Origin of the sequence: Rhodococcus sp. NPDC057529 (assembly GCF_042802055.1) — a bacterium.
Classification (GTDB): Bacteria; Actinomycetota; Actinomycetes; order Mycobacteriales; family Mycobacteriaceae; genus Rhodococcus_F.
The window spans coordinates 99,315-123,163 of sequence record NZ_JBHVEY010000003.1 but is presented as its reverse complement, the minus strand read 5'-3'; the positions used below and the strand labels follow the sequence as shown (position 1 = coordinate 123,163).

Annotated in this window: 18 protein-coding genes and 1 pseudogene; 9 read left to right on the top strand and 10 right to left on the bottom strand. The window is 67.9% G+C overall.

Going from position 1 to position 23,849, the window contains the following annotated elements:
• Positions 1-34: 34 nt before the first annotated feature.
• Both ACFU5V_RS06530 and ACFU5V_RS06525 read right to left on the bottom strand, forming a co-directional pair.
• Complete coding sequence (locus ACFU5V_RS06530; protein ID WP_378697768.1) at positions 35-826, bottom strand: HpcH/HpaI aldolase/citrate lyase family protein; 792 nt, start codon at positions 824-826, stop codon at positions 35-37.
• Positions 827-954: 128 nt separating this feature from the next.
• On the bottom strand, positions 955-1,977 hold the full coding sequence (locus ACFU5V_RS06525) for an ester cyclase (RefSeq protein WP_378697766.1): 1,023 nt from the start codon (positions 1,975-1,977) through the stop codon (positions 955-957).
• A 183-nt stretch (positions 1,978-2,160) separates the two neighbouring features.
• On the opposite strand from ACFU5V_RS06525, the gene ACFU5V_RS06520 reads away from it, so the two are divergent.
• Genes ACFU5V_RS06520 through ACFU5V_RS06510 form a run of 3 tightly spaced genes read left to right on the top strand, consistent with a single transcriptional unit; the run spans position 2,161 to position 5,475 of the window.
• Complete coding sequence (locus ACFU5V_RS06520; RefSeq protein WP_378697764.1) at positions 2,161-3,516, top strand: four-carbon acid sugar kinase family protein; 1,356 nt, start codon at positions 2,161-2,163, stop codon at positions 3,514-3,516.
• A 43-nt stretch (positions 3,517-3,559) separates the two neighbouring features.
• Positions 3,560-4,420: a class II fructose-bisphosphate aldolase gene (locus ACFU5V_RS06515; protein WP_378697762.1), complete on the top strand. Its 861-nt coding sequence runs from the start codon at positions 3,560-3,562 to the stop codon at positions 4,418-4,420.
• Positions 4,421-4,473: 53 nt separating this feature from the next.
• Positions 4,474-5,475 (top strand): ester cyclase, encoded by a 1,002-nt coding sequence (locus tag ACFU5V_RS06510; protein WP_378432652.1) that lies wholly within the window; start codon positions 4,474-4,476, stop codon positions 5,473-5,475.
• Between the two features lie 345 nt (positions 5,476-5,820).
• Here ACFU5V_RS06510 and ACFU5V_RS06505 read toward each other — a convergent pair whose 3' ends face one another.
• The 3 genes from ACFU5V_RS06505 to ACFU5V_RS06495 all read right to left on the bottom strand — a co-directional run bounded on the left by ACFU5V_RS06505 (position 5,821) and on the right by ACFU5V_RS06495 (position 8,186).
• Positions 5,821-6,540, bottom strand: a complete 720-nt coding sequence (locus ACFU5V_RS06505; protein WP_378697760.1) for a DUF899 family protein — start codon at positions 6,538-6,540, stop codon at positions 5,821-5,823.
• A gap of 93 nt (positions 6,541-6,633) precedes the next feature.
• Positions 6,634-7,854: an RNA polymerase sigma factor gene (locus ACFU5V_RS06500; protein WP_378697758.1), complete on the bottom strand. Its 1,221-nt coding sequence runs from the start codon at positions 7,852-7,854 to the stop codon at positions 6,634-6,636.
• Positions 7,851-8,186, bottom strand: coding sequence for a YciI family protein (locus ACFU5V_RS06495; RefSeq protein WP_378432657.1), 336 nt, complete (start codon positions 8,184-8,186; stop codon positions 7,851-7,853). The genes ACFU5V_RS06500 and ACFU5V_RS06495 overlap by 4 nt, the downstream gene beginning before the upstream one ends.
• A gap of 146 nt (positions 8,187-8,332) precedes the next feature.
• On the opposite strand from ACFU5V_RS06495, the gene ACFU5V_RS06490 reads away from it, so the two are divergent.
• Positions 8,333-9,502, top strand: a complete 1,170-nt coding sequence (locus ACFU5V_RS06490) for a serine hydrolase domain-containing protein (RefSeq protein WP_378432658.1) — start codon at positions 8,333-8,335, stop codon at positions 9,500-9,502.
• Positions 9,503-9,528: 26 nt separating this feature from the next.
• On the opposite strand, the gene ACFU5V_RS06485 is transcribed toward ACFU5V_RS06490, so the two are convergent.
• Both ACFU5V_RS06485 and pip read right to left on the bottom strand, forming a co-directional pair.
• A complete protein-coding gene (locus ACFU5V_RS06485) occupies positions 9,529-10,434 on the bottom strand; it encodes an amidohydrolase family protein (protein ID WP_378697756.1) in 906 nt (301 codons plus the stop codon).
• Between the two features lie 11 nt (positions 10,435-10,445).
• A complete protein-coding gene (pip, locus tag ACFU5V_RS06480) occupies positions 10,446-11,405 on the bottom strand; it encodes a prolyl aminopeptidase (protein ID WP_378697754.1) in 960 nt (319 codons plus the stop codon).
• A gap of 76 nt (positions 11,406-11,481) precedes the next feature.
• Between pip and ACFU5V_RS06475 the strand changes: the two genes are divergently transcribed.
• Together ACFU5V_RS06475 and ACFU5V_RS06470 are read left to right on the top strand one after the other, a co-directional pair.
• Positions 11,482-12,417, top strand: a complete 936-nt coding sequence (locus ACFU5V_RS06475) for an alpha/beta hydrolase (protein ID WP_378697752.1) — start codon at positions 11,482-11,484, stop codon at positions 12,415-12,417.
• On the top strand, positions 12,401-13,024 hold the full coding sequence (locus tag ACFU5V_RS06470; RefSeq protein WP_378697750.1) for a hypothetical protein: 624 nt from the start codon (positions 12,401-12,403) through the stop codon (positions 13,022-13,024). Before ACFU5V_RS06475 ends, ACFU5V_RS06470 begins: the two co-directional genes overlap by 17 nt.
• A gap of 12 nt (positions 13,025-13,036) precedes the next feature.
• Here ACFU5V_RS06470 and ACFU5V_RS06465 read toward each other — a convergent pair whose 3' ends face one another.
• The gene (locus ACFU5V_RS06465; RefSeq protein WP_378697748.1) at positions 13,037-13,552 is read right to left on the bottom strand and encodes a putative immunity protein; all 516 of its coding nucleotides are present in this window, start codon (positions 13,550-13,552) and stop codon (positions 13,037-13,039) included.
• An 80-nt stretch (positions 13,553-13,632) separates the two neighbouring features.
• Here ACFU5V_RS06465 and ACFU5V_RS06460 point away from each other — a divergent pair, with 80 nt between their 5' ends.
• The 3 genes and pseudogenes from ACFU5V_RS06460 to ACFU5V_RS06450 all read left to right on the top strand — a co-directional run.
• Positions 13,633-14,298, top strand: a complete 666-nt coding sequence (locus ACFU5V_RS06460) for a HEAT repeat domain-containing protein (RefSeq protein ID WP_378697746.1) — start codon at positions 13,633-13,635, stop codon at positions 14,296-14,298.
• Positions 14,299-14,311: 13 nt separating this feature from the next.
• Positions 14,312-15,313, top strand: a complete 1,002-nt coding sequence (locus ACFU5V_RS06455; protein ID WP_378697744.1) for a MerR family transcriptional regulator — start codon at positions 14,312-14,314, stop codon at positions 15,311-15,313.
• A 489-nt stretch (positions 15,314-15,802) separates the two neighbouring features.
• Positions 15,803-17,155: pseudogene (locus tag ACFU5V_RS06450) on the top strand (amino acid permease); the annotation flags it as partial.
• 61 nt (positions 17,156-17,216) lie between these two features.
• Here the strand turns inward: ACFU5V_RS06450 and ACFU5V_RS06445 are convergent.
• Positions 17,217-21,989 carry an NAD-glutamate dehydrogenase gene (locus ACFU5V_RS06445; RefSeq protein ID WP_378697742.1) on the bottom strand — a complete coding sequence of 1,591 codons (4,773 nt, stop codon included), beginning with the start codon at positions 21,987-21,989 and terminating at the stop codon, positions 17,217-17,219.
• Between the two features lie 152 nt (positions 21,990-22,141).
• Positions 22,142-23,848: a PucR family transcriptional regulator gene (locus ACFU5V_RS06440; protein ID WP_378697740.1), complete on the bottom strand. Its 1,707-nt coding sequence runs from the start codon at positions 23,846-23,848 to the stop codon at positions 22,142-22,144.
• Position 23,849: the final 1 nt, after the last annotated feature.

The following is a 23,849-nucleotide window of genomic DNA, read 5'->3' as shown; positions in this document are numbered from 1 at the left end:
CTAACGAGGAATGTCGTTGGTCGGAAAGTGCAGTTCAGTAGCCACCGGCGTCCGCGGTGGCGAGTGCGCGGTGGCCGCGAATCGCGGCGATCCGGCGGGTGGCCGCGTCGCGGAGCAGGGAGATGTCGTTGCCCGGCGTGACCAGGTCCAGACCGAGATCGACGAGTTGGCGGGCGGCGTCCTCGCCGCCACAGAAGGCGCCGACGTAGATTCCGCGGCGCCGGGCCGCGCTCACCACCCGGACGATCGCCGCGAGCACCGGTTCGGAAAATGGACCGCCCGGCCGCTCGCCGAGAGACAGTGCGAGGTCGTTTGGTCCGATGTAGACCCCGTCGAGGCCACCGACCGCGACGATCTCGTCTAGTTGGGTCAGCGCTGCGGCGGATTCGATCATCGCCCAGGTCAGGACGGTGGTGTCCGCGTGCGCGACGTAGTCGTCGCCGCCGTACAGCAACCCGCGGGACGGGCCGAAGCTGCGGACACCGGTGCCGGGATAGCGGCACGCGGCGACGAAGTCGGCGCAGGCCGCCGCGTCGTCGATGGACGGGCAGATGATTCCATATGCACCCGCGTCGAGCAGCTTGCCGATCTCGGCCGGGTCCGAGCGGGAGCACCGCACCATCGGGACGGCCGGCCCCGACGACACGGCCTGCAACAGCGCGATGGCGGTGTCGACCCCGAACATGCCGTGCTGCAGGTCGATGGTGACGCTGTCGAACCCGGCATGGGAGAGAGCTTCGGCCGCGTAGGCGCCGCCGCTCGAGATCCAGGCGTTGGCGGCAACGTTTCCGTCCGTCATCGCTGCTCGAAGTAGATTGGGGCGCATCACGACCTCCTGTGGTTCACGCCTGAAGGATTGAATTGGTCGTCCGGTCGACCACTTGATTCGAGCAAGAGCATCTGCGCCGGCCCAACGGTAGATGTCCGCTCGACCGGCGCACCGACTCCGAGTTCTCAGTGGGAACTGGGTTCGTCGCCTCGGGCGCGCTTGATCTGGGCGAGAACGGCGAGTTCGTCGTAGATTCGCCATTCCCTGTAGATCTTGTCGTCGCGGAACTGGAAGTGGGAGACCCCGAAGATCTCGACGGGACTGTCCGTGACCGGCCCGTATTGCGGAACGCCGCTGTAGGTGCCGTTCAACACCCACAGGATCGACACCCGGGTGCCATGGAAGGAGTCTTCGTTGAAGGCGATGTCGTAGATCTCGATCTGAGCGTCCGGGAAGGGACCGAAGAGGTGATCGAGTTCGCTCTTGTAGCCGTCGTCGCGGGCGTGGGTGCGGTGCCGGGTCGTCTCGATGACGATGTCGCGGCTGAAGTATGCGGGCACCAGATTGCGTAGGTGCTGATTCCACACCTCGTCGATCATCGCGACGATGCGATGATCTTCCTCGCGTCCGTGTTGCGGACGCTTGCCGGACACCCCCTCCAGCAGTGGATTGGCGGGTGCGTCACCGAGGAGCTTTCCGCCCTTCTCGCCGAGCAGCCCGGCGCTCGGCGAGAACGCGATCTGGCGGGCGATGGCGTCGATGTCGTGGCCGGATTGCTCGACCACCGCCCACTCGTCGCGGACCACCCATTCCTCGGCGATCATCGCATCGCGCACCAGGCAGACGGCGATGTTGCGGGAGGAGGTGTGCTTGAACGTCGGTGGCCCGTACTGCCAGAAACCCTCTTGCTTACCGCAATTGACTATCCGGTGAGAGCTCAGCCAGGTGTTCTCGTCGCGTACCTCCCAGATGACGTCCTCGCCGGTGAACAGCCGGTGCGGATAGGCGGCGTTCTTCTGCAGGCATGCCTTGATGATCGGTTCGTTTCCGACGATGGTGCCGTACGCGCCGTGCACCTTGATGTCAGGTAGGTAGTGCTCGCGGATCTGGCCCATCCCGCGCGGCTCCCAGATGCGATCCGTCCACGAGAGGATGTAGTCCTCGGGATCGTTGTAGGGCGCGTACGCCGACGGCTTCAGCTCGATCATGATGCTCCGTTCCAACCAGATGCTCTTGTGATGGTCGACACAGTATCGCGGACAACCCAAATTGGTCAACCGCTCGACCAATGCGTTATTGTGGTCCGCATCACCGTGGCCCGCAGCCACGAATCCCGATCTGCGCCCAGGAGGCAGGACGACATGGGACATCAATTGGTGGAACATCTTTCATTGACCGATCGCATGATGCGGTCCCACCGCCGAATACTGGTCCTCGACGACGATCCCACCGGGTCGCAGACCGCGGCCGGGGTACCCATCGCCACGGACTTCTCAGCGGAATCGATCGAATGGGCCCTGCGAGAAGCCGCCCCCACGGCATTCGTGCTGACCAATGCGCGGGCGCTGGACGAGAACACCACGCGCGAACTCACCCGGTCGATCGCGCGGACGGCGACAACCGTGGCCGAGCGGCTGGGTCTGGCGCTTTCCATCGTCAGCCGCTCCGACTCGACGCTGCGCGGTCATTTTCCCGTCGACGTGGATGTGCTCACCGAGGTCAGTGCCGCGGGTACACCGCACGTCCTCGTTCTGTGCCCCGCCTACCCCGCCGCCGGACGCATCACCCGTGAGGGCCGGCATCTGGTCCGATCCGGACCGGAGTGGGTGCCCGTGGGAGAAACTGCCTATGCGCGCGACGCGACATTCGGTTTCTCGGCCTCGACGCTGCCCCACTGGGTACACGAGCGGTCGCGCGGCCGGTGGGCGGCCGCCGACGTCACCGTCGTGTCCGGGACCGACATTCGTCTCGGCCCCGACCACGTCAGCCGGTTGATCGGCGCCACCGCCGCGCTCGACCCCAATCCGGTATGCGTCGACGCGGAAACCGAATCCGACCTCGACGTCGTCGCAGCAGCCCTCGAACAGTGCGAGGACAACGGCATTCGGACCATCGTGCGATGCGGTCCGTCCCTGGCCCGCGCCCGCGGCGGGCTGCCCCACAGCGACCGGATCTCAACCGAGCACCTTCGGGCCGCCCTCGATCCGACCACCGGTCCACACGGTCTCGTCGTCGCAGGATCCCATGTCGATCTCACGACCACCCAGCTCCGGTACCTCGACCAACTGGACCGTGTGTCAACCGTCGAACTCTCGACGACCGACGTCGTCGACCGCGCCACCCGCGTGGCCGCGATCGACCGGGCCGTGACGGAATGTGTGTCCGCTCTCGCCCTGTCGGATGTGGTGCTGCGCACCAGCCGCGACGTGGTCGTCGGCTCCGACGAAGAAGACAGCCTGTCCATCGCCGCCGCTGTGGCACACGCGTTGAGCACGGCCGCGTCGGCCGTTGTCGCAGCCGCCCCGCCGCGCTGGGTCGTCGCGAAGGGCGGCATCACCTCCGCCGACGTGATCACGAAAGTCTTGTGCCTGCGCCGGGCCACGGTACTCGGACCGATCCTCGACGGCATCGTACCCGTGTGGGTACCCGAATCTTCCTCGGGCCCCCTGTGTGTGGTGTTCCCCGGAAACGTCGGCGGCCCAGAAGCTCTGCGTGACGTCGTCACGGTCCTGCGCGAACTGAACTGATCACCACACCCACCCCACACGAAGAGAAGACCAGGAACCTGCCATGCCCCGCGCCCCCCTGACCGATCTGGTCGCCCACGCATCCCGAACAGGAGGAAGTGTCGCAGCCTTCACCTGCTACAACCTCGAACAGCTCACCGGCGTGATGCTCGCCGCGGAGAGCGCCCGGCAGTCGGTGTGTCTCCTTCTCGCAGAGGCGGCCCTGCGTCGCGACAGCGGACCCCTATTGGCTCGCCTGCTGGTCGCCGCAGCCGACGACGCTTCCATTCCCGTTGCCGTGCAGCTCGATCACACCCAGGACCTGAAGTTGGCGGCGCGCGCACTCGACCTCGGTGTCACCGCGATCATGGCGGACGGTTCCGCACTCCCCTACGCCGCGAACGTCGATCTCGTCGTCCGCGCACGCACCCTCGCCGAGCCCTGCGGGTCCTCGATCGAGGCGGAACTCGCGCACGTTCCCGGCGACGAGGACGCCGCCGGCGCGGTCGACGTGCAGACAGTTACCGACGTTTCCCGGGCGGTCGAGTTCGTTCGCGACACCGGCACCGATCTGTTGGCCGTCGCCATCGGCAACGTGCACGGCACCTACGCGAGCCCACCGGAGCTCGACATGGCCGTGCTGGCGGAACTGCATGCCGCCGTGCCGGTGCCCCTGACACTCCACGGCACCTCCGGGGTTCCCGACGATCAGGTCCGCCGCGCCATCGCCAACGGCATCCGAAAGGTCAACGTCAACACCGAGCTGCGTCAGGCGTACCTGCGCGCCGCCCGAAACGTCACGTCCGACGAGGTCCGCGGCTGGAATCTGCTCACGCCCGCCGCCCGGCTCGTCGAGGCGACCCGGGCGGTCACCGATACACACCTCCGTCGCTGCCGGCCCCAGCCGGCACCGGCAGCTATCTGAGGACCCACCGGAACGTCCGGTGGGTGAACCCAAGTGAAAGGACACACCCCGCAATGCCACTCGCAGCGGATGTCTACGCCCCGTTCGACACTCCCGAGGACTACATCCTCGGCTGGACGGACCTGATCTGGGACGATTTCGGCCTCGGCCGCCTGCCCGAGCACTACGCGAAGGACGTGGTGGTGCACGGCGCGTACGGGCCGATCCGTGGCGTCGACGACGTGATCGCCGGCTCCCTCGTCAAGAAGAGCGCCTTCCCCACCCGTGTCGGGACCGCGGAGGACGTGATCTGCGAGCCCCGTGGAGACCGGGCCTTCATCAGCCACCACCGCGTGTTCCATTCCGGACCGCAGGCCGGTCTCGGCGTGTACGGTCCGGCGACACTGAACAACTCCGAATCGCGGAACATGGCGATTTGCCTCGTTCGAGACGGCCTGGTGGTCGAGGAATGGGTGGTGCGCGACGAATACCGTGTGGTGACGACGCTGGGACTCGATCCCGAAGCCGTCGCGCGGCAGGTCGCATTCACCGACGAGGCTGCCGGCCTGTTCGGGACCGCGGCCCCCGCGGACGCGGTGCTGACCGGCGAGTCCGGCCCGAGGCCGGACACCCATCACACAGAGGCGGAGTTCATCCGCGAATTCGTCACCGATGTGTGGAACAACCGCCGTCTCGAGCGCGTACCCGAGTTCACCCAACGGGACCTGTTTCTCGAGACCACCCGCGCACGCATCCGCACCCGGGCAGTGAACTATCAGATCGACTTGACCCAGATGCTCGCACCGTTCCCTGACGCCGTGATCGAAACCCGCGACATCGCAGTCAGCACCGCCCCCGAACAGGGAACCCGAATCGGAGTCCTGTGGCGCCTGACCGGAACCTACTCGGGCGCACCGCTCTACGGTCCAGTCACCCACTCCCACGTCGAAATCATGGGATCGTCCCAATTCCTGCTGCGAGGTGGTCGGATCATCCGCGAATGGCGGGTGTACGACGAGATCGCCGTCATGGCGCAGATCGCCAAGGCCCGCGGCGACGTTCCCGCACAGCACTGACCCGGCGCCACGCGTCCCGACGGCCGTGATCATTCCGTCCGTCGGGCGCGGTGGCAACTCAGTTACTGCCACACCACCATATTCCGCGCCGAAGTTCCGCGTCACCCAAGAGGTCGGCACCCATGAACTGCGCCGCGAATTCTTCTTCGCGACATCAGCCCAAGTCCGCGACGTCTTCGCCGCCCAGGTCGGCAACCTCTTGGAATACACCGACCAACCGGGAGCCACCCGATACTCTCGCCGCCCCGGCGGGCGAGGTGAAACTCAGGACCGACATGAACATCTATGGCGTGCAAGAACCTTCACCCCGTGAGTACTTATCAACGTCGGGCGGTTAACAAGTACTCACGGGTGGCTACGCAACCGGGACCATTGCGCGGTGGGCCGTCCGTCGGTGCGCATGATGTCCCTCGTGCGACGCTCCCACCGCTGCGGCCACCCGGCGGGCGAATCCTCCCACGATTCCTGACGGCCGTACGTGGTCATGTCGAGGAGCCCGTACGTCGGAGCCATCGGTTCCAGGCCTCGGCCACTGGTCCAGAACGTCTCGAACACCCGGTCGTCCTGGCGCAGATAGCAGACCAGCGGCGCCGGGGACCGTTGGCGGTCGCCGAGCAGCGCGTCCGCCGCGTCCTGCGCGGAGTACCAGGGCACGTCCCAGCGCATGAAGTCGCGGTAGCGGATGCTCACGTCGTACGGGCCCTGGCACAGCGTGGCGTACGTGACGTCGCGGGAATGCAGGTACGACAGCTCCCGCACCTGGCCGTTGAAGAACGTGCAGCCCTCGCATTGGTCGGCCACAGGCTGGTCGGTGTGCCACATGTGAAAGTACGCGATCAATTGGCTGCGGCCCTCGAACACGTCCAGCAGTGGGACCGGGCCGTTCGCGCCGACGAGGGTGATGGCGGGGTCTACCTCGACCATCGGCAGTCGCCGGCGGGCCGCCGCGATCGCGTCGCCTTCATGGGTGTGCGCCTTCTCCCGCACCCGCAACGCGTCCAGTTCGGCCAGGTAGGTCGCGTGGTCGACGACGGACGGCGCCGGTGGGGTCGTTTCGGTGTTCACGACAGTCTCCTTTTCCTCCAGGTGGGCTTTCAACCAACCGACGAAGGGTGCCGTCCGGGATCGACAACAATCGCGAGAAGATCTCGAGAATCCTCAGAGTTCGCGTAGGCGGCCGGTCAGGTAGCGACGCTCGGCGTCGGTCGGTGCCAGCTGCAGGGCCTGCTCGTACGCCGACCTGGCCTCGGCGGCGCGGCCGTCCCGGCGGAGCAGATCGGCGCGGGTCGCCGGGAGGAGGTGGTAGTGGTCGAGCCGGCCGGACGCCGCGATCTCGTCGACCAGGGCCAGACCGGCCGGGATGCCGTCGGCCATCGCGACCGCGACGGCGTGGTTGAGATCCACGACCGGGGACGGCGCCAGCCGCGCCAACTCGGTGTACAGAGCCGCGATCTGCTGCCAGTCCGTGTTCGCCGCGTCGGGTGCGGTGACGTGGCAGGCGGCGATGGCGGCCTGCACCTGGTAGGCACCGGTTCGTCGCATCGCCAGCGCCTGGTCGAGTGTTGCCACTCCTTCGGCGATCAGCGTCCGGTTCCACCGAGACCGGTCCTGATTCTCCAGGGTGACGAGCACGCCGGCGTCGGTGCGCGTCGCGCGCCGGGACTCGTGCAGCAGCATCAGCGCGAGCAGGCCGCGCGGCTCGGGTTCCCCGGGCATCAGCCGGACGAGGAGCCGGGCCAGGCGGATCGCCTCGGCGGTCAGGGCCCGTTCTCCGTTCTCCTCGTCGTAGCCCTGGTTGAAGATCAGGTAGAGCACCGCGAGGACGGCGGCCAGTCGCGGTGGCAGCAATTCGACGGGCGGCACCCGGTACGGGATCCCGGCCTCGCGGATCTTCCGCTTCGCGCGGACGAGACGCTGCGCCATCGTGGCCTCGGCGGTGAGGAAGGCCCGGGCGATCTCGGCGGTGCTCAAACCGGCCAGCGTCCGCAGGGTGAGGGCGACCCGGGCCGGGAACGGCAGCGCCGGATGGCAGCAGGTGAAGATCAGCCGCAGCCGCTCGTCAGGAATCTCGTCGTGCGGCAGCTCGTCCCGGTCGCGGGCCGGCACGGCGAGCTGGCGCACCTTGCCCGCACCCACGGCGTCGCGGCGCAGCCGATCGATCGCACGGTTGCGGGCGGTCGCGGTGAGCCACGCACCGGGGCTCCGGGGAACGCCATCGCGTTCCCAGCTCGTCAACGCGGCGGCGAACGCGTCCTGCGCGCAGTCCTCGGCCAGATCCCAATCTCCCGTCATCCCGATCAGGGTCGCAACCACCTGGCCCCACTCGTCCCGGAACGCCGCAGCGACGGCCGAACGGACTCGGTTCTCGGACTCCGTCATTCCCACACGGGGCGGATCTCGACGCCGCCCCAGCGCGCGTAGGGATGGCCGGCCGCGATCTCGATCGCCTCGTCCAGATTCGCGCAGTCGACGATCACGAATCCGCCGACGAAGTCCTTGGTCTCGGCGAACGGCCCATCCGACACCAGAGTCTCGCCGTCGCGGACCCGCACCGTCGTGGCGTCCACCACCGGCCGCAACCGCTGGCCGACGAGGAAACCGCCGCGCCGCTGCACATCGGCCCACCACGCCTGATGCACGGGGTCGGCCTCGAGCTCCTCGTTCGTCGGCGATACCGACTCGTCGTCGCAGATCAGCAGGACGTACTTCATACTCCGATCTTGCCCGAGCGGTGGCCGCACGGTCGCCGGATCGGCCGGGGCGCACCCGCCGTTTGCTCCCCGCGCGGCGTCGGCGACGGTAGATTCACGTATCGCTGCTCCCGCAAGATTCCCGCTCGTCGAAGGGATCGTCCGTTATGAGTAAGCCGACTCACCGGTGGGTGCGCCGCGGTGCATCCGCCGCCCTCGCCGTCGCCATCGGATTCGCCACCCTCTCCTGCGGATCGGATGACACCGGCGGCGGTGGGACGGAGTCGACAGCCCCGGAATCCCCCGACGCCGCGAAGATCGAACAGATCGTCCAGGGCAAGATGACCGAACTCGACCTCTCGTCCGCCGTGTTCGGGGTCTGGCGCGGCGACGAGCAGGTCACCGCGGGCGCGCTGGGCGGATCCCCGATCGGCGTCCCCGCGACACCCGACATGCAGCTGCGGGTGGGCCAGCCGATGGAACCGATGCTGTCGACGGTGCTGCTGCAACTCGACAAGGACGGCGTCGTCCCCCTCGACAAGCCCATCGCCGAATGGGTCCCCGACTTCCCGCGCGCCGACAAGATCACCCCGCGGATGCTCGCCAACAGCACCACGGGCATCGCTGACTACGTCACCGACCCCGAATTCCTGAAGCAGTTCTACGCCAACCCGATGGCGGGTTTCACCGCGCAGCAGATCTTCGACCTCGCCAACGCGCGGCCGCCGCTGTTCGAACCCGGCACCAATTGGGCGTACGCCCACAGCGACCTGTGCCTGCTCGGCGTGGTCCTCGAGAAGGCCACCGGCACGACGCTCCACGATTTGATCCAGCAGCGCATCCTGGACCCGCTCGGCATGAACTCCAGCGACGTCGTCCTCACACCCCAGATGACGGAGCCGACGCTGCACGGCTACACGAATGAACGTGGCGTCTTCGAGGACTCCACATTCTGGAACCCCACCGCATTCCTCAACAGCGGCAACATGAACTCCACCCTCGCCGACGTCTCCGTGTGGGTGCGTGCGCTCGCCGCAGGCAAGCTCCTCTCGGAGGAGCAGTTCAAGGAAATGATGGCCCCCAGCACTGCAGGCCTCGGCCCCATGACGGCGCAGAAGTACTTCGCGTTCGGGGTCGTCCACATCGACGACTGGCTCTACATGAACCCGGCATTCGGCGGCTACAACGGCGTCGCCTTCTACGACACCAAGACCGACACGACGATCGTCGTCTACTGCACCCTCGGACCGAAAGCCAACTCCGACACCAACAACGCCGTCCCCATCGGCAAAGACATCGGCGCACTCCTCGTCCCGGACCGACCCCCGAACGTCTGATCCCCGCTGTGGCGCGTGTGGTGAGCCTAACGCCCCGGCAGGCGATACACCCGCCGCGCGGTGTCGCCGAAGAAGAGCGACTGTTCCGCCGACGACAGGCCGTCGAGGGCCGCCTGCACGGTGGACACCATGGTCTCGCTGTCCCACAGCAGATGGTCGATCGGGTAATGGGAGGCGAACATGCATCGTCCGGCGCCGAAGATCCTGAGCGCCGTCCGAATCCAGCGACCGATCGCGTCCGGGGAGGTTCCGAAGATGAGGGCGATTCCCTGAAACTTGAGGACGACGTTCGGAAACCGACTCACCGCACCGAGGCGTTCTTCCCAACGGGAGAAGCCCTCGGCGGTGAGGTCGACGGGCCAACCGACCGCCTCCAACACGAAGGTGGTGTCGGGAAACGCGGCAATGAGTTCGTGCGCGCCGGGTAGCTGCTCGTCGTATACGAGCAGATCCCACACGAACCCCGCATCGGCGACCTTCTCGAACCCGCGCAGCCAGGCCGGGTCCGACAGGTAGTCGCCCCGCGCACCCAGACGCTTGACGGGGTCGTCCGCCCAGTACAGCGGCTGCCGCACCGCCTGGACCACCGGCAGATCCCGGTATCGCGCGAGAACATCTGCCAGACCATCCGATTCGAGCTGAGCGGCCGCGATGAAGGCGTTCGGAACGCCGACACGATCGGCGCACTGCTGAACCCAGACGGCCTCCGCGACACCGTCCGCTGCTCCGAACTCACACGCGACCGAGGCCGTGACGGGTATCCCGTCGACCTGTGCCCGGTAGTCGTGCGGCAGGTATCGGCGCGCCGCGTCGTAGTAATTCGACAGCAGGGCGGTCAGTGCAGGTGGGCGGTTGTCGATCCACGGGTACGTGAGGCCGGGCAGGTTGATGAAGTGATGATGCGCGTCGACAATATCCACCTCACGCAGCATATTTCACTGCGTCACGACCGGCCGTTGAAACTGTCCACGGCGGCGGCCACCGCGGCGGCGAATCCTTCTCCCCCGTGCCCGGCGTCGTCGAGCACGACCAACTTGCTGCCGGGCCAGGCCCGCGCGATGTCCCACGCGGTGTCCAACGGCCCGGACACGTCGTAACGTCCGTGCACCAGGATCGCCGGGATGCCGGCGAGGGCGCCCATCCCGTCGAGGATCTTGTTCGGGGCGAGGAAGCAGTCGTGTGACCAGTAGTGCGTCACCAACCGCGCGAACACGCTCCGGAATGCGGGATCGTCGTAGCGCGGGTTCGGCTGCCACCCCGGCATCAGCGAAACATGCGTGTCCTCCCACGCACACCACCTCATCGCCGCCGTCCGGCGCACGTCCGGGTCCGGGTCGGCCAGCAGGCGGGCGTAGGCGGCCGGGAGGTTCCCCGACCGTTCACTCTCCGGCACACCCGCGACGAACCGTTCCCACTGCTGCGGGAACACGCGCCCCATGGCGCGGGTGATCCAGTCGATCTCCCTGCGGGAACCCGTGGTGACCGCACCGAACACCGCCGCGATCACCCGCTCCGGGTACTTCTGTGCGTATGCCAATCCCAGGCTGACGCCCCACGAGACGCCGGTGACGATCCACCGCTCGACCCCGAGATGCTCACGCAGGCGCTCGATGTCGTCAATCAGGTGCGCGGTCGTGTTCGACCGCAGGTCGTAGTCGGGGCCGTCCGCGAGCGGCGTGCTGCGACCGCACCCGCGCTGGTCGAACAGCACCGACCGGAAGGCGGTCGGGTCGAAATAGCGTCGCGCTCCGGCGGTACTTCCCGAGCCCGGTCCGCCGTGCAGATACACCACGGGGATCCCGGTCGAGGTCCCGACGGTCTCCCAGTACACGCGGTGACCGTCGGACACGTCGAGTAGTCCGGACTCGTACGGCTCTATCACCGGATACAGTGCGTCGCCCACCGCCTCACCCTGCCACGACGCCGGACGTCCGCGCGTCACGAGATGGATTGCGGGTCCTGTCCGTACTGTGATCTCGATGCACTTCGGACTGTCTGATCTGATCGACCCGCGCCTGCTGCCTCTCGTCGACGCGTCGCGGGCGTTCTACGCGCAGCGCGTCGCCGGTCGGGGTCCGAGTAGCTGGGCGGAACTTCGATCGGTCCGCGCCGAGGCCCCCGCCCCCGCCCCGTCGCAACCGCCGGCTGTCGAGGAGGTCGTCGTCAGCGGTGGTCGTCGAGTCCCGCTGCGGATTCACGCCCCTGTCGGCCGGGCCGCGACGGGTGTCTACCTGGAGATCCACGGCGGCGGGTTCTACATGGGGTCGGCCGCCGGCAGCGACGTCCGCAACCGCCGGCTCGCGGACGCGCTCGGCGTCGCGGTCGTCAGCGTGGACTACCGGCTCGCTCCGGAACACCCGTGGCCTGCCGCACCCGACGATTGCGAAGCCGCCGCACTCTGGCTCGTCGAACACGCCGCGGAACGCTTCGGGACGACGACACTCTCCATCGGCGGCTTCTCGGCCGGTGCAACGCTCGCGATGACCACGCTTCTACGGCTGCGCGATCGGGGGATGTTCGCCTTTGATTCCGCCGTCCTGCAGTTCGGAACGTACGACCTCAGCGCTCAGACACCCGCCGGACGCCTCATCGCCGACGAGTACTTCCTCGACGCCTACGCGGGCGCGGCGTCGGACCGCACTCATCCCGATCTGTCCCCGATCTATGCCGACCTCACCGACCTGCCTCCGATCCTGATGGTCGTCGGCAATAAAGACATCCTGCTGCAGGACAACCTGGCCATGGCCGCACGACTGTCCGCTTCGGGCGTCGACGTCGATCTCCGTATCTACCCGGACTCGCCCCACGGATTCACCGGCCACCCGACGCCGATGGCCCGGGCGGCACACGACGACATGCAGATGTGGCTGAACGGCCACCGACGCGAGACTGCAGGAGGTGATCGGCATCAGTGAGCGCCGTTCGAATCAGTTGTCCGACAGTTCCGTTCCGGTAACGCCGATCGCGCCGCTCTGGGATCGCGGCGAGGTGATCGGCGCAGCGGTGCTGGCGGTCGCGGGGATCGCCTGGTTCGGCTGGGCACAGGAGGACCCGCCCGCACCGTGGGTGCCCTACCTGGTCGCCGGATCGGTGATCTCGGCGCTACTCCTCGTCGCGCTGGTGGTGCTGCTGGTGCGCCGGCTGACGACGACCGGCTCGGCGATGGCCGACCCGCGGGTCCGCCGCCGCTACTGGCTCACGGTGGCGGTGGAGGTGGTGCTGATCGTGGTCGGGAACCTCCTCCTTGCCGCGGTCGGGTATCCGGCGTACGACGCGGCGTGGACGCTGTTCGTCGTCGGTGTCCACTTCATTCCGCTGGGCAGGGTCTTTCACGCCCGGGGTCTTGCGCTGACCGGTGTCGTCGCGGCGCTCGTCGCGGTGGCTGCTGCAGGTCTCGGGCTTGCCGATGCCGTGGCGCCGAGCGCGGCGGCCGGTGCCGGGGCCGGGGTCGTGTTCATCGGTTACGGCGGCTGGGTGCTCGGACGGGGACGCCGTCCCGCCCGGACAGGTGACGCTCGGTGAAACGACGCGCGCTCAGCAGTCGAACACCGACCAGCAGATGTCGTTCCGCAACCGCTGGTCGTCGAGTACGAGTGCACGAATCGCCTCGGGGAGTTGGTCACGCTGCCAACGGCACTCACGCCGTCCCGCTGCGTCGCCCTCCCCGGCGGGCGCGGCAGCACGTGCGGCCTTGATCGCATAGGCGGCGGCACCGAGTTCGTGCGCCGCGACGTGCGCGACCGCCCCGGCCTGCCCCGCAGCGTAGGCGGCGTGCCGGGCGGCTCCACGCAGGTCTCTGGCCGCCCCCATCGCATGACCGCCGGCGGCGCGGGCCTCCATCATCTTCACCTCCCCACGCACCCACGCGCGGGCGTTCTCGATCGCGTCACGCGGTCGTGCGTCGTCGGGCCGAACCGACTCGAACAGGTTCAGCACGTGCTCCGCGCACGATGCCGCCCACAGGGCCAGAAGCCGGTGATCGGCGTCGGTGAGGGTGCCACCGCGGCGGATCGTCACGAAGCGCGGGTCTCGGACCTTCGGGAGGATCATGGCTAGATTTTCCACCACGCGCATCCACCCGGCCCTTGACCCTGACACAGTGACAAGGACTCGAATGGTCGGCGAAGGAGGTGGTTGTCGTGAACACAACCAACCAGGGTGGGCCGAATGCTCACCTCGTCGACGCTCTGGCCGCGACCGACGCGTCCGCCCGGCTGCGGGCGGCGCTCGCCGCGGGCACGCACCCCGATCCCCGATTCACGGATGCTCTCGTCGACCGGTGTGCCGTCGAACCGGACTTCTATGTCCGCGACATGCTGACCTGGGCACTGTGCCGCCTGCCGGGCGAGGTCACGGTGCCGAGACTGGTCCACGAGCTCGGGTCCGGCTCCGCGCAGGCCCGCAGCCAGTCGCTGCACACCCTGTCCAAGATCGGGGATCGGCTCGCCTGGCCCGCGGTATCGGCACTGCTGCACGACGAGCACGACGAGGTCGCGCGCAGCGCATGGCGGGCGGCCGCGGTCCTCGTGCCACCCGGCGGCGAGGCTGCGCTCACGGCCGAACTGGTGACCGAACTCGGACGCGGCGACCATCAGATGCACCTCAGCCTGAGCCGTGCCTTCGTGGAACTCGGGGACGCCGCCCTACCGGTCCTCGACGCAGCCGGGACGAGTCCCGATCCGCACGTTCGCGCGCATGCCGAGGCGACGAGGCAGCTCTGCCACGACCCCGACAGCGGATTCGCCCTCTCACTCGAGATGGCGAAGCGCGTCGCTGTCGCCGGTCCGGACATGTAAGGGAGGAGATGGGATGTTGATCGGCGAGGTCTCGCGGCGGTGCGGTGTCAGCACGCGGATGTTGCGCCACTACGACAGGTTGGGACTGGTCGAGCCCACCGGCCGCACGTCGGGTGGTTACCGCGAGTACTCCGCCGACGACATCCGACGGCTCTTCCACGTCGAGAGCCTGAGGACGTTGGGGCTGTCGCTGAACGAGGCCAAGCGCGCACTGGACGAGCCCGATTTCGCACCGGCCGATCTGGTGGGAGACCTCATTCGGCACACTCGCCGGCGGATCGCCGCCGAGGAGGAACTGCTCGGCAGACTCGAAAGCGTCGACGCTGCCTCTCCCGCGCAGTGGGACGACGTCCTGAACCTCGTCACCCTGTTGCGGGCGCTCGAATCGGAGTCCGCCGCCCGGCGTCAACAGGCGATCCTCTCTGCGAACGGGAAGGCGTCGCTGCCCGTCGAGGCGTTGGTCGAGGCCGCCCTCACGGAGGACGACCTCAATGTGGCCGGCGCGCTGCAGTGGTCGTTGGCGAGGATCGCCGGTCGAGGACTCGCGGATCTCGCCCACGGCCTGGACGCGGAGGAGGTCGACGTCCGGCGTCGCGCCACCACCGCGATAGCGGCAATCCACACCGAGGAAGCCGCCGAACATCTGAGACGTGCCCTCGACGACTCGGACGCCACGGTCCGCGGATACGCGGCCCTGGCGCTCGGCTCTCGCGGGAACGGCGAGTCGATACCCGTCCTCCTCCAGATGGTCGTCACGGGCCGGCTCGATGTCGAGGCCGCCGAGGTGCTGGGTCTGCTGACGACCCTCTCTCCGACGGCCGACGACATCGTCGGGGCCATGAAAGACACGCTCGACACCATCGACGACGCACCCACCCGATTACGAATCACGCAGGCACTCGCCGAGATTCCCGGCACCGCGGCACGGAAAGCGCTCATCCGGCTGACCCACGACGACGATCGGACGATCGCCTCCACCGCGGCAGCGATCATGCAGGCGCAGGACCGCGGATAATTCCTGACACAGTGTGCCGGGGTTCAGGTGCGAGCATTGTCCGAAGCCCCCGGCGGCACCGTAGATGAGGATGGCGTCCCTCGTCGACGCGATGGTCGTGAGGTAGACGGCGAGGCAGACACCGATACTGGCCAGGGTTGCGATGTACGGGGATCCGAGCTGGTAGTTGCAGCCGCCGGTGCTTCCGCGATGCGACCACCGGCAACGGTCCGGTCTCGTGAAAAACGCCGGCGGATCGTCGCCCACGAAACCGAGCCCCTCTGAGCGATACGTTCGATCGGCCAAGTTGCTGCGAGGATTTTCGTTCGATCCGCCGATCACACGGCCCTGGTGATCGTCTTTAGTTGCAGAGAGCTTCGTATGAGGCACGTCACGTGCCTCCCGACATCGAGGTCTTGCGGAGAACGACGAAAGGGAAGCCCCCATGTCCATCGCCGAATTACACGACCAACACTCGCGGCACGCAGCTTCGATCCGGACCGGGCGCTCATGAGCAGCGCACCGGAACTGAAGAAGGCACTCAGCCAGCGACAGCTGACGATGATCGCCATCGGCGGGGTGATCGGCGCCGGCCTGTTCGTCGGATCCGGCGTCGTCATCTCCGACACCGGGCCCGCGGCCTTCATCACCTACGCCGCCAGCGGCATCCTGATCATCATGGTCATGCGCATGCTGGCCGAGATGGCCGTGGCGAACCCGTCGACCGGATCGTTCGCGGACTATGCCCGCAGCGCGCTCGGCAACTGGGCCGGCTTCTCCGTCGGCTGGCTGTATTGGTACTTCTGGGTGATCGTCGTCGGCTTCGAAGCGATCGCCGGCGCCAAGATCATCCAGTTCTGGATCGACGTCCCGCTGTGGTTGTGCGCCCTGGTGCTGATGGTCCTGATGACCGCAACCAACCTGTTCTCCGTCTCGTCCTTCGGCGAGTTCGAATACTGGTTCGCGGGCGTGAAGGTGTTCGCGATCTGTCTGTTCATCGGGCTCGGCTCGCTCTACGTGTTCGGTGTCTGGCCGAACAAGACGATGGACTTCTCCAACCTGTGGTCCCACGGCGGCTTCCTGCCGAACGGTCCCGCCGCGATCACCGTCGGTGTGGTGACGGTGATCTTCTCCATGGTCGGCGCCGAGGTCGCGACGATCGCGGCTGCCGAGTCGGAGAATCCGGAGAAGGCCGTTGCCAAGGCCGCGAACTCGGTGATCATGCGCATCGCGGTGTTCTTCGTCGGCGCGGTATTCCTGCTGGTGACGATCCTCCCCTGGAATGACACCGACCTGGCGGCCTCCCCCTTCGTCGCCGCGATGACCGAGATGGGCATCCCCTACGCCGACAACATCATGAACGCCGTCGTGCTGACGGCGGTGCTGAGCTGTCTCAACTCGGGGATGTACACCTCCTCGCGCATGCTGTTCGTCCTGGCCGCCCGACGCGAGGCGCCGCCACTCCTCACCCGGGTTACCCGGCGCGGCGTGCCGGCCGCCGCGATCCTGGTGTCCTCGGTCGTCGGATTCCTCTGTGTCATCGCCGCCGCGGTCTCGCCGGACACCGTGTTCACGTTCCTGCTGAACTCGAGCGGCGCGATCATCCTGTTCGTCTACCTGCTGATCGCGATCTCGCACATCGTTCTTCGTTTCCGCACCCCGGACTCCGAGTTGCGCGTGAAGATGTGGTTGTTCCCGGTGCTGTCGCTGCTGACCACCGCGGCAATCCTCGGCGTACTGCTGCAGATGTACCTGGAAGACAGCGCCCGGTCGCAACTGGTGCTGAGCCTGCTGTCCTGGGCTGTGGTCGTGGTGTTGTTCCTCGCCAACAAGTGGTTCCTGAGTCGGCGCCAAACCGTCGAATCGCCCCTCACAGCGGCGAAAGTGTGACGGGTACTGCCAGCACCGTCCACCGCGTCTTTGGTCAGTTGGTCGATCGGCCGGTGCCGGCGCGGCCGACCATGGTCCGCACCTGCCGGGCCGCGACGGACAGCGTCGACAGGTCGGCCGGGTGGACGGCGAAGATCTCGGTGAGGATCGAGCGGGCGCGGGCCAGCCGGGAGGTGTTGGTGGCCTCCCAGTCGGCGATCTTCTCCGCGGCGGTTTCGGCGGATGCCGAACCGGAGAGCACGTCCAGGCACAGCAGTCGCATCGAGCCGTACACCTCGTCGCGCAGGGCGAGCCGGGCCAGGGCGTTCCAGCGGTCGGTGTCGTCGAGGCCGGAGATGGCGGTCAGCAGGTGATCGAGACCGAGGTGCGCGTTGAGGGTGTAGTACAGTTCGGCGGCCTCGTCGAGTGCCCGGCCCTCGAGGTCTGCGACGTCGATGATGTCCATGACGCAGAAGGCGTGCAGCAGGCTGACGATGGCGGTTGCGTGCTCGGGTTGAGCGTCCAGTGCCTGCATGCCGGCGGCTCGGGTTTCGACAATCTGAGCATCCGGGCCCTGCAACCAACCCGGAACCCTCGGCAGCAGGTGCTCGAAAGCCGTGCCGTATCGGGTGATCTCGGCGCCGATGGCGAGCGGCTGCGGCCGGTGGTGGAGCAACCACCGCGACAGCCGGTCGAGCAGCCGCCGCACCTCCGCCATCATGGCATCGGAGACCGCGGTGTTCGGTGCGTCCGTGTGAATCCGGGAAATCAGTGCGGGCAGATCGGCGATCGCGCTGGCAGCCGCGTAGGCGCGGACGGCGTCGACGGCAGAGGCGCCGGTGTCCTCGCAGAGCCGGAACACGTAGGTGATGCCGCCGGTGTCGACCACCTCGTTGGTGATCACGGTCGCGATGATCTCGCGGCGCAGCCGGTGAGTGCGGATCGCGTCCGGATAGTCCTTCTGCAGCCGGGCGGGGAAGTACCCGAGCAGACGGTCGGTGAAGGCATCCCCGTCGACGAGGTCGCCGGCCAGCAAGTCCGACTTCAGGGCAAGTTTGACATGCGCGGTCAGGGTCGCCAGTTCGGGGGAGGTCAGCCCTCGCCCCTGCTTGCCGAGTCGTTCCAGCTCGTCCTCGTCGGGGAGGGCTTCGAGGGTGCGGTCGAGGCCGCGCTGCGCCTCGAGTGCCCGGATCTGACGGGCGTGCACCCGCAACTTGGCGGCCGCGGTGGCGCGGCTGGTGCCGAGGAGAGCGTTCTGGTCGACGTTGCCGGCCAGAACGAGTATCTCGACGTCGTCGGTCATGTTCTGCAGCAACCGGTTCCGGGCCTCCGGTTCGATGCGCCCGGTGGAGACGAGTCCGTCGAGGAGGATCTTGATGTTGACCTCGTGGTCGGAGCAGTCGACGCCGGCCGAGTTGTCGAGTGCGTCCGTGTTGATCCGGCCGCCGCCGAGGGCGAACTCGATGCGTCCGAGCGCGGTGACGCCGAGGTTGCCGCCCTCGCCGATCACCTTCGCCCGCACCTGCCCAGCGTCCACGCGGACACCGTCGTTGGCCTTGTCCCCGACCTCGAGGTGCGTTTCACGGGCGGCCTTGACGTACGTGCCGATCCCGCCGTTCCACAACAGGTCGACCGGGGCGCAGAGGATGGCCCGGATGAGGTCCTGCGGGGACAGCCGGGTCACGGTCGAGTCCAGGCCGAGTGCCTCGCGCATCTCGGCGGACACGGGAACCGATTTGGCGGTGCGGTCGAACACACCTCCCCCGGTGCTGATCCGATCGGTGTCGTAGTCGTTCCAGGACGAGCGGGGCAGCGCGAACAGCCGGGCCCGCTCCCGGTGCGAGGCGGCCGGATCCGGATTCGGATCGACGAAGATGTGCCGGTGATCGAACGCGGCCACGAGCCGGATGTGCTCACTGAGGAGCATGCCGTTGCCGAAGACGTCGCCGCTCATATCTCCGACCCCGGCGACGGTGAAGTCCTGGGTCTGGGTGTCGACGCCCATTTCCCGGAAGTGCCGCTTGACGCTTTCCCACGCGCCCTTGGCGGTGATGCCCATGGCCTTGTGGTCGTATCCCACCGACCCGCCGGAGGCGAACGCGTCACCGAGCCAGAACCCGTATTCGGCGGCGACGGCGTTGGCGTCGTCGGAGAAGGTGGCGGTGCCCTTGTCCGCGGCGACCACCAGGTACGGGTCGTCACCGTCTCGGCGCACCACCCCCGTCGGGGGCACCGTCGCACCCGTTTCCGGATGCACGTTGTCGGTGACATCGAGCAGCGCACCGATGAAGTCGCGGTAGCACCCGATACCCACCGCTCGGAACGCCTCCCGGTCGGCGACGGGGTCTCCGGTCGCGGCCGGTGGCCTCTTGACGACGAAGCCACCCTTCGCGCCGACCGGGACGATGACCGCGTTCTTCACCGCCTGCGCCTTGACCAGACCGAGGATTTCGGTGCGGAAGTCCTCGCGCCGGTCGGACCAGCGCAGCCCGCCGCGGGAGACGGCGTCGTAGCGCAGGTGCACGCCCTCGACGTGCGGGGAGTAGACGAACACCTCGAACCGCGCGCGCGGCTGCGGGAGTTGGGACAGCTCACCGGGTTCGAGTTTGAGGGCCAGGGCCGGCGAGCGCCGGACTCCGTCGCCGTTGCGGTAGTAGTTGGTGCGCACGGTGGCCCGCATCAGGTCGAGGTAAGCGCGCAGGATCCGGTCCGCCTCCAGACTGACGACCTCCTCGATCGCTCCGCCGATCTGCTCCGCAACGGCAGTGCTGTCGCGGCTCTGATCGGCGGCGGGGTCGAACAGGGCGGTGAACAGCTCGATCAATGCCGCGCAGGTACGGGGGTTGTCGACGAGCACGGCGGCGATGCGTCTGGTGCTGTAGGGGAACCCGATCTGCCGCAAGTACTTGGCGTGGGCCCGCAGCAGCGCCGCCTCCGTCCAGGTCAGGCCGACCCGCGTGACGAGGGCGTTGAAGGAGTCGACTTCGTCGGCACCGGACCAAGCGGCGACGAACGTGTCGCAGAAGCGGCGGGCCAGGGTGTCCGGAGTCTCCGTGTCGCGTTCAGCGTCGACTGTCGCGGTGATGTCCGCGGATTCGTCGTGGTAGAGGCTGAACTCGTAGATCCACGTCGACAACCCGTCTTGCCGGGTCACCGGGTAGGGGCGTTCGTCGAGTACCTCGACGCCGAGACTGTGCAGGATCGGCAGGATGTCGCTGAGCGAGACGCGTTCACCGGCGACATACAGGGTGAATCGCAGTTCGGTGTGTTCGCCGGCCGGCCGGGTGTGAAGCGCGACGTCGACGCCGCCCGCCGCGAGGGCTTCGAGGCGGGCGATGTCGGCGGCCGCACGCGCCGCGGTGAAGTCGTGTTTGTAGGACGCGGGCAGCCGGTGCGTGTAGCTCGCACCGACCGTCGCGGGCACTCCGGCGCACCCGCGCAGGTGGTCGTGGAGCGCGTCGTCCCAGCTGCGGCAGACCGCCGCCAGACGGGATCGCACCTGTTCTTCGAGGACGTTCCAGTCCTCGTGGGCGTCCAGCACCTGGTCGCCGCCGGCTCGGAGGGTGAAATGCACCAGTGCGAGTGGGTTCTCGGTGACCCGCACCGTGCGGTCGACGGCCATGCCGGGGAATCGTTCGAGCAGCGCGCGCTGCATGCCGGTGCGCACGGCCGTGGTGTAGCGGTCGCGTGGCAGGTAGACCAGCGCCGAGAGCGACCGACGGTCGTCGGCGGCGCGCAGGAACACCAGCAGTTCTTTGCGCTCGGCGGCGCCGAGGACCGCCACCACGGTGCGGTGCAGGGTGTCGACGTCGAGCGCGAACAACTGCGGCCGCGGGAGGTCCTGGATGATTTCCAGCAGTGTCCGCCCGGCGTGGGAGTCGAGCCGGTAACCCGCCCGTGTGATGACCTCGCGAACACGGCGGCCGAGAACCGGGATGTCGAGGACGTTTTCGTGCAGCGCGGTGACGGTGAACACCCCCAGGAATCGGTGCTCACCCAACACCACACCGGTTTCACCGATCTCCGGGACCCTGATCAGGTGCGGGTGCAGCCTTCGGCAACTCGTGGGGAACTCCGGGCCCTGAACGACCGCGACCGGAGACTGTGTCGCGCTCTCCTGGTCGACCGTCGATCGGGTAGTCCGGAACACTCCGAGTTCGTCGGCGACGTCGGCGCCGAGGCCCTGGTAGTGGTAGCCGAGGAAGGTGAAGTGTCCGTCACCGAACCAGCCGAGCAGGTCGATGCCGTCGGCGAGTTCCCGCGGATCCCACGGCGCGGACACCGAGGGCGCCGCGGCCAGTGTCGCCGCGGCCTGCCGGACGCGTTCGAGTGCGGCGGGCCGGTCCGCGGCAATGTTCCGGAGGGCGGTCAGCGCCTGCGCGAGATCGGCCTGCAGCTGCTCGGCCCGCGAACCTTCCATCGGGGCAGCAAGTTCGAACCGAATCCAGGATTCGATCGTCGCCTCGGTTCGGTCGGCGGCGACGTCGACGAGCGTGCCCGTCTCGTCTCGGATCACCGGGACGACGGGATGAAGCAGGCGAGTGATCACCGCTTCGCCGGATTCCACTACGCCGCTGAGCGTATCGACGAGCAGCGGCACGTCGTCGGTGACGACGAGCACGCCCGGAACGTGGCCCGCGGAGAGGAACTGCACGATATCGGTACCGGGCAGACGCCTCGTCGCGAGATCGAGATGCTCGCGCACGACGGCGTCCGCGGCGGCGTGATCGCCCGGGGAGGTGTGCGGGAAGAACGCCGTTCGGAGGCTTTCGATCGTCGCGTGAGGCGCCGCGACCGGCATCTCACGTATTCCGGAATGCACCGACATACCCACCAGGAGTTCACCGTTCCTTCGTCGAGGTCCACGCACGCGGCGCCGTTGTCGCGAACTGGTGCCAGTCAGTAAACCGACTGCGCCTGTCGAAGTATTGGGCCCGATATGAGAAAAGGTATTCCGGATTTTGTTCTTTCGGCCAACTCTCAGGCGGAGGAATTCGCCACGCCGCGGCGCCGCAAGGCGAGCTGCAATTCGAACAGCATCCGGTCGGAGGCGTCGTGCAGTTCGATACCGACGATCTCCTCGACGCGGCGAATCCGGTAGCGCAGGGTATTCGGATGTACCTGCAGGACACCGGCGGCCGCGCGGACGTCGCCGTGCGCCGCGAGATAGGCTTCGGCACTGTCCTGCAGATTCGACGCATGCTTGTCGTCGTAGTCGACGAGGGCGTCGAGCCGCGGGTCGTGCAGTTCCCGGTGTTCGGCGAGGAGGTCGAGGATCTCCCCGAACAGCACCGCGGTGCGCGATTCGGCAAGCGTGGTCACCCGACCCTCGGGGAAGGTCGCGGCGGTGCCGTCGAGAACACGGTCGACCTCTCCCCTCGCTCCGGCGACCTGCCCCAGATCGGGCACCGGGATCGCGATCGCCGCCCGCAAGGCGATCGACCGCTTCGCCTCGAACTGCTCGACGAGTTGCCGGGTCCACGTGGTCACCGATTTCGGGCTCGTGTAGCGCGGGAGCAGCACGTAGGCGCGCTCCCCGATGATCGTCGCCACGGAGTCGCGGCGAAAGGAACTGGCCTGCAGGCGCAGCATGCTGCCCAGTTCCGGGAGCCGGCCGCCACCGGCGGTCTCGGTGGCACTGACCGCGAAACCGACGACCGCAGCGGGCCCGGTCGCCGACAGGTTCAGGGCACTGACCACGGACGGGACGTCCACACCACCCCCGCGGGCGCCGAACAGCCGCTGGATCAGCAGGCCCTCGGTGGATGGCGCATTGAGACTGCGCGAGATGATCCGCGCGGCGATCGCGGACGCGCCCCGCAACACGTCCTCGGCGTCGTCGGCGAACGGCGCCACCCCCTGTTGCAGCCAGATGGACCCGAGCGTGCGCGCCGATGTCGTGGCGTCGTCGGAGGACTGCCGGATGCTGACCACCAGCCGCCGCTTCGTGCCGAGCTTGCGATGGGCGGGAACGTCGATGACCTCGTCGCTGCTGCGGAGACGGTCGAAAACCCCCCACCGCTGCAGTGCCCGCAGGTAGTCGCGGGGCCCTTCTCGGCCGAGGATCGACAGCGTCCGCAACTCGTCCGCGGCCTCGTCGGAGGCGGAGTAGGCCAGCACGTGCGATTGCGCGTCCTCGATCGACACCATGCCGCCGGCGTTCTGGGCGACGATCTGCGCGAGCCCGAACAGGTCGGTGTCGGTGGCCAGCAGATCCGGATCACCCAGGCCCGTGCTGCGGCGGGAGCGGTCCAGCATGCGTTGCACCAGCGGGAACACGTGATCCCAGCGGGCCTTCGGGTGCACCGCCACCAACGCGACCCCGGCGCGGCGGGCCGCTGCCTGCAGCGCCGTCGACGTTGCCGCATTCTTGGACATCACCGCCCTCACCCGGTGCTCGGACGGGCGGAGGGCAATGCTGTCGAACCAGCGCACGGCCTCCGTCTTGCCGATCCCGACGTGCAGGTACAGGTCCGGCAGCGGCGATTGCGAATCGGTCTCGGTGGCCAGGTCGGAGCTGTCGACGAGTGCGACGGAGGACAGCGCGACCTCGGTGCCGGCCGGCGCGTCGATCAGTTCGACGACCGAGGTGTCGAGGGAACTGAGAAGCTCACGCAGCGTGATGCTTCCGGCGGCACGGCCGGACGAGTCGGGTGAACCCGTACGGGTTCCGCCTTCAGAATTCACG

What these genes read in the sequence shown, in the direction of transcription:
- ACFU5V_RS06530 (WP_378697768.1), bottom strand. Translation starts at nt 826, where the DNA reads ATGCGCCCCAATCTACTTCGAGCAGCGATGACGGACGGAAACGTTGCC.
- ACFU5V_RS06495 (WP_378432657.1), bottom strand. Translation starts at nt 8,186, where the DNA reads ATGAAGTACGTCCTGCTGATCTGCGACGACGAGTCGGTATCGCCGACG.
- ACFU5V_RS06510 (WP_378432652.1), top strand. Translation starts at nt 4,474, where the DNA reads ATGCCACTCGCAGCGGATGTCTACGCCCCGTTCGACACTCCCGAGGAC.
- ACFU5V_RS06485 (WP_378697756.1), bottom strand. Translation starts at nt 10,434, where the DNA reads ATGCTGCGTGAGGTGGATATTGTCGACGCGCATCATCACTTCATCAAC.
- ACFU5V_RS06455 (WP_378697744.1), top strand. Translation starts at nt 14,312, where the DNA reads ATGTTGATCGGCGAGGTCTCGCGGCGGTGCGGTGTCAGCACGCGGATG.
- ACFU5V_RS06465 (WP_378697748.1), bottom strand. Translation starts at nt 13,552, where the DNA reads ATGATCCTCCCGAAGGTCCGAGACCCGCGCTTCGTGACGATCCGCCGC.
- ACFU5V_RS06515 (WP_378697762.1), top strand. Translation starts at nt 3,560, where the DNA reads ATGCCCCGCGCCCCCCTGACCGATCTGGTCGCCCACGCATCCCGAACA.
- ACFU5V_RS06445 (WP_378697742.1), bottom strand. Translation starts at nt 21,989, where the DNA reads ATGTCGGTGCATTCCGGAATACGTGAGATGCCGGTCGCGGCGCCTCAC.
- ACFU5V_RS06525 (WP_378697766.1), bottom strand. Translation starts at nt 1,977, where the DNA reads ATGATCGAGCTGAAGCCGTCGGCGTACGCGCCCTACAACGATCCCGAG.
- ACFU5V_RS06490 (WP_378432658.1), top strand. Translation starts at nt 8,333, where the DNA reads ATGAGTAAGCCGACTCACCGGTGGGTGCGCCGCGGTGCATCCGCCGCC.
- ACFU5V_RS06500 (WP_378697758.1), bottom strand. Translation starts at nt 7,854, where the DNA reads ATGACGGAGTCCGAGAACCGAGTCCGTTCGGCCGTCGCTGCGGCGTTC.
- ACFU5V_RS06475 (WP_378697752.1), top strand. Translation starts at nt 11,482, where the DNA reads ATGCACTTCGGACTGTCTGATCTGATCGACCCGCGCCTGCTGCCTCTC.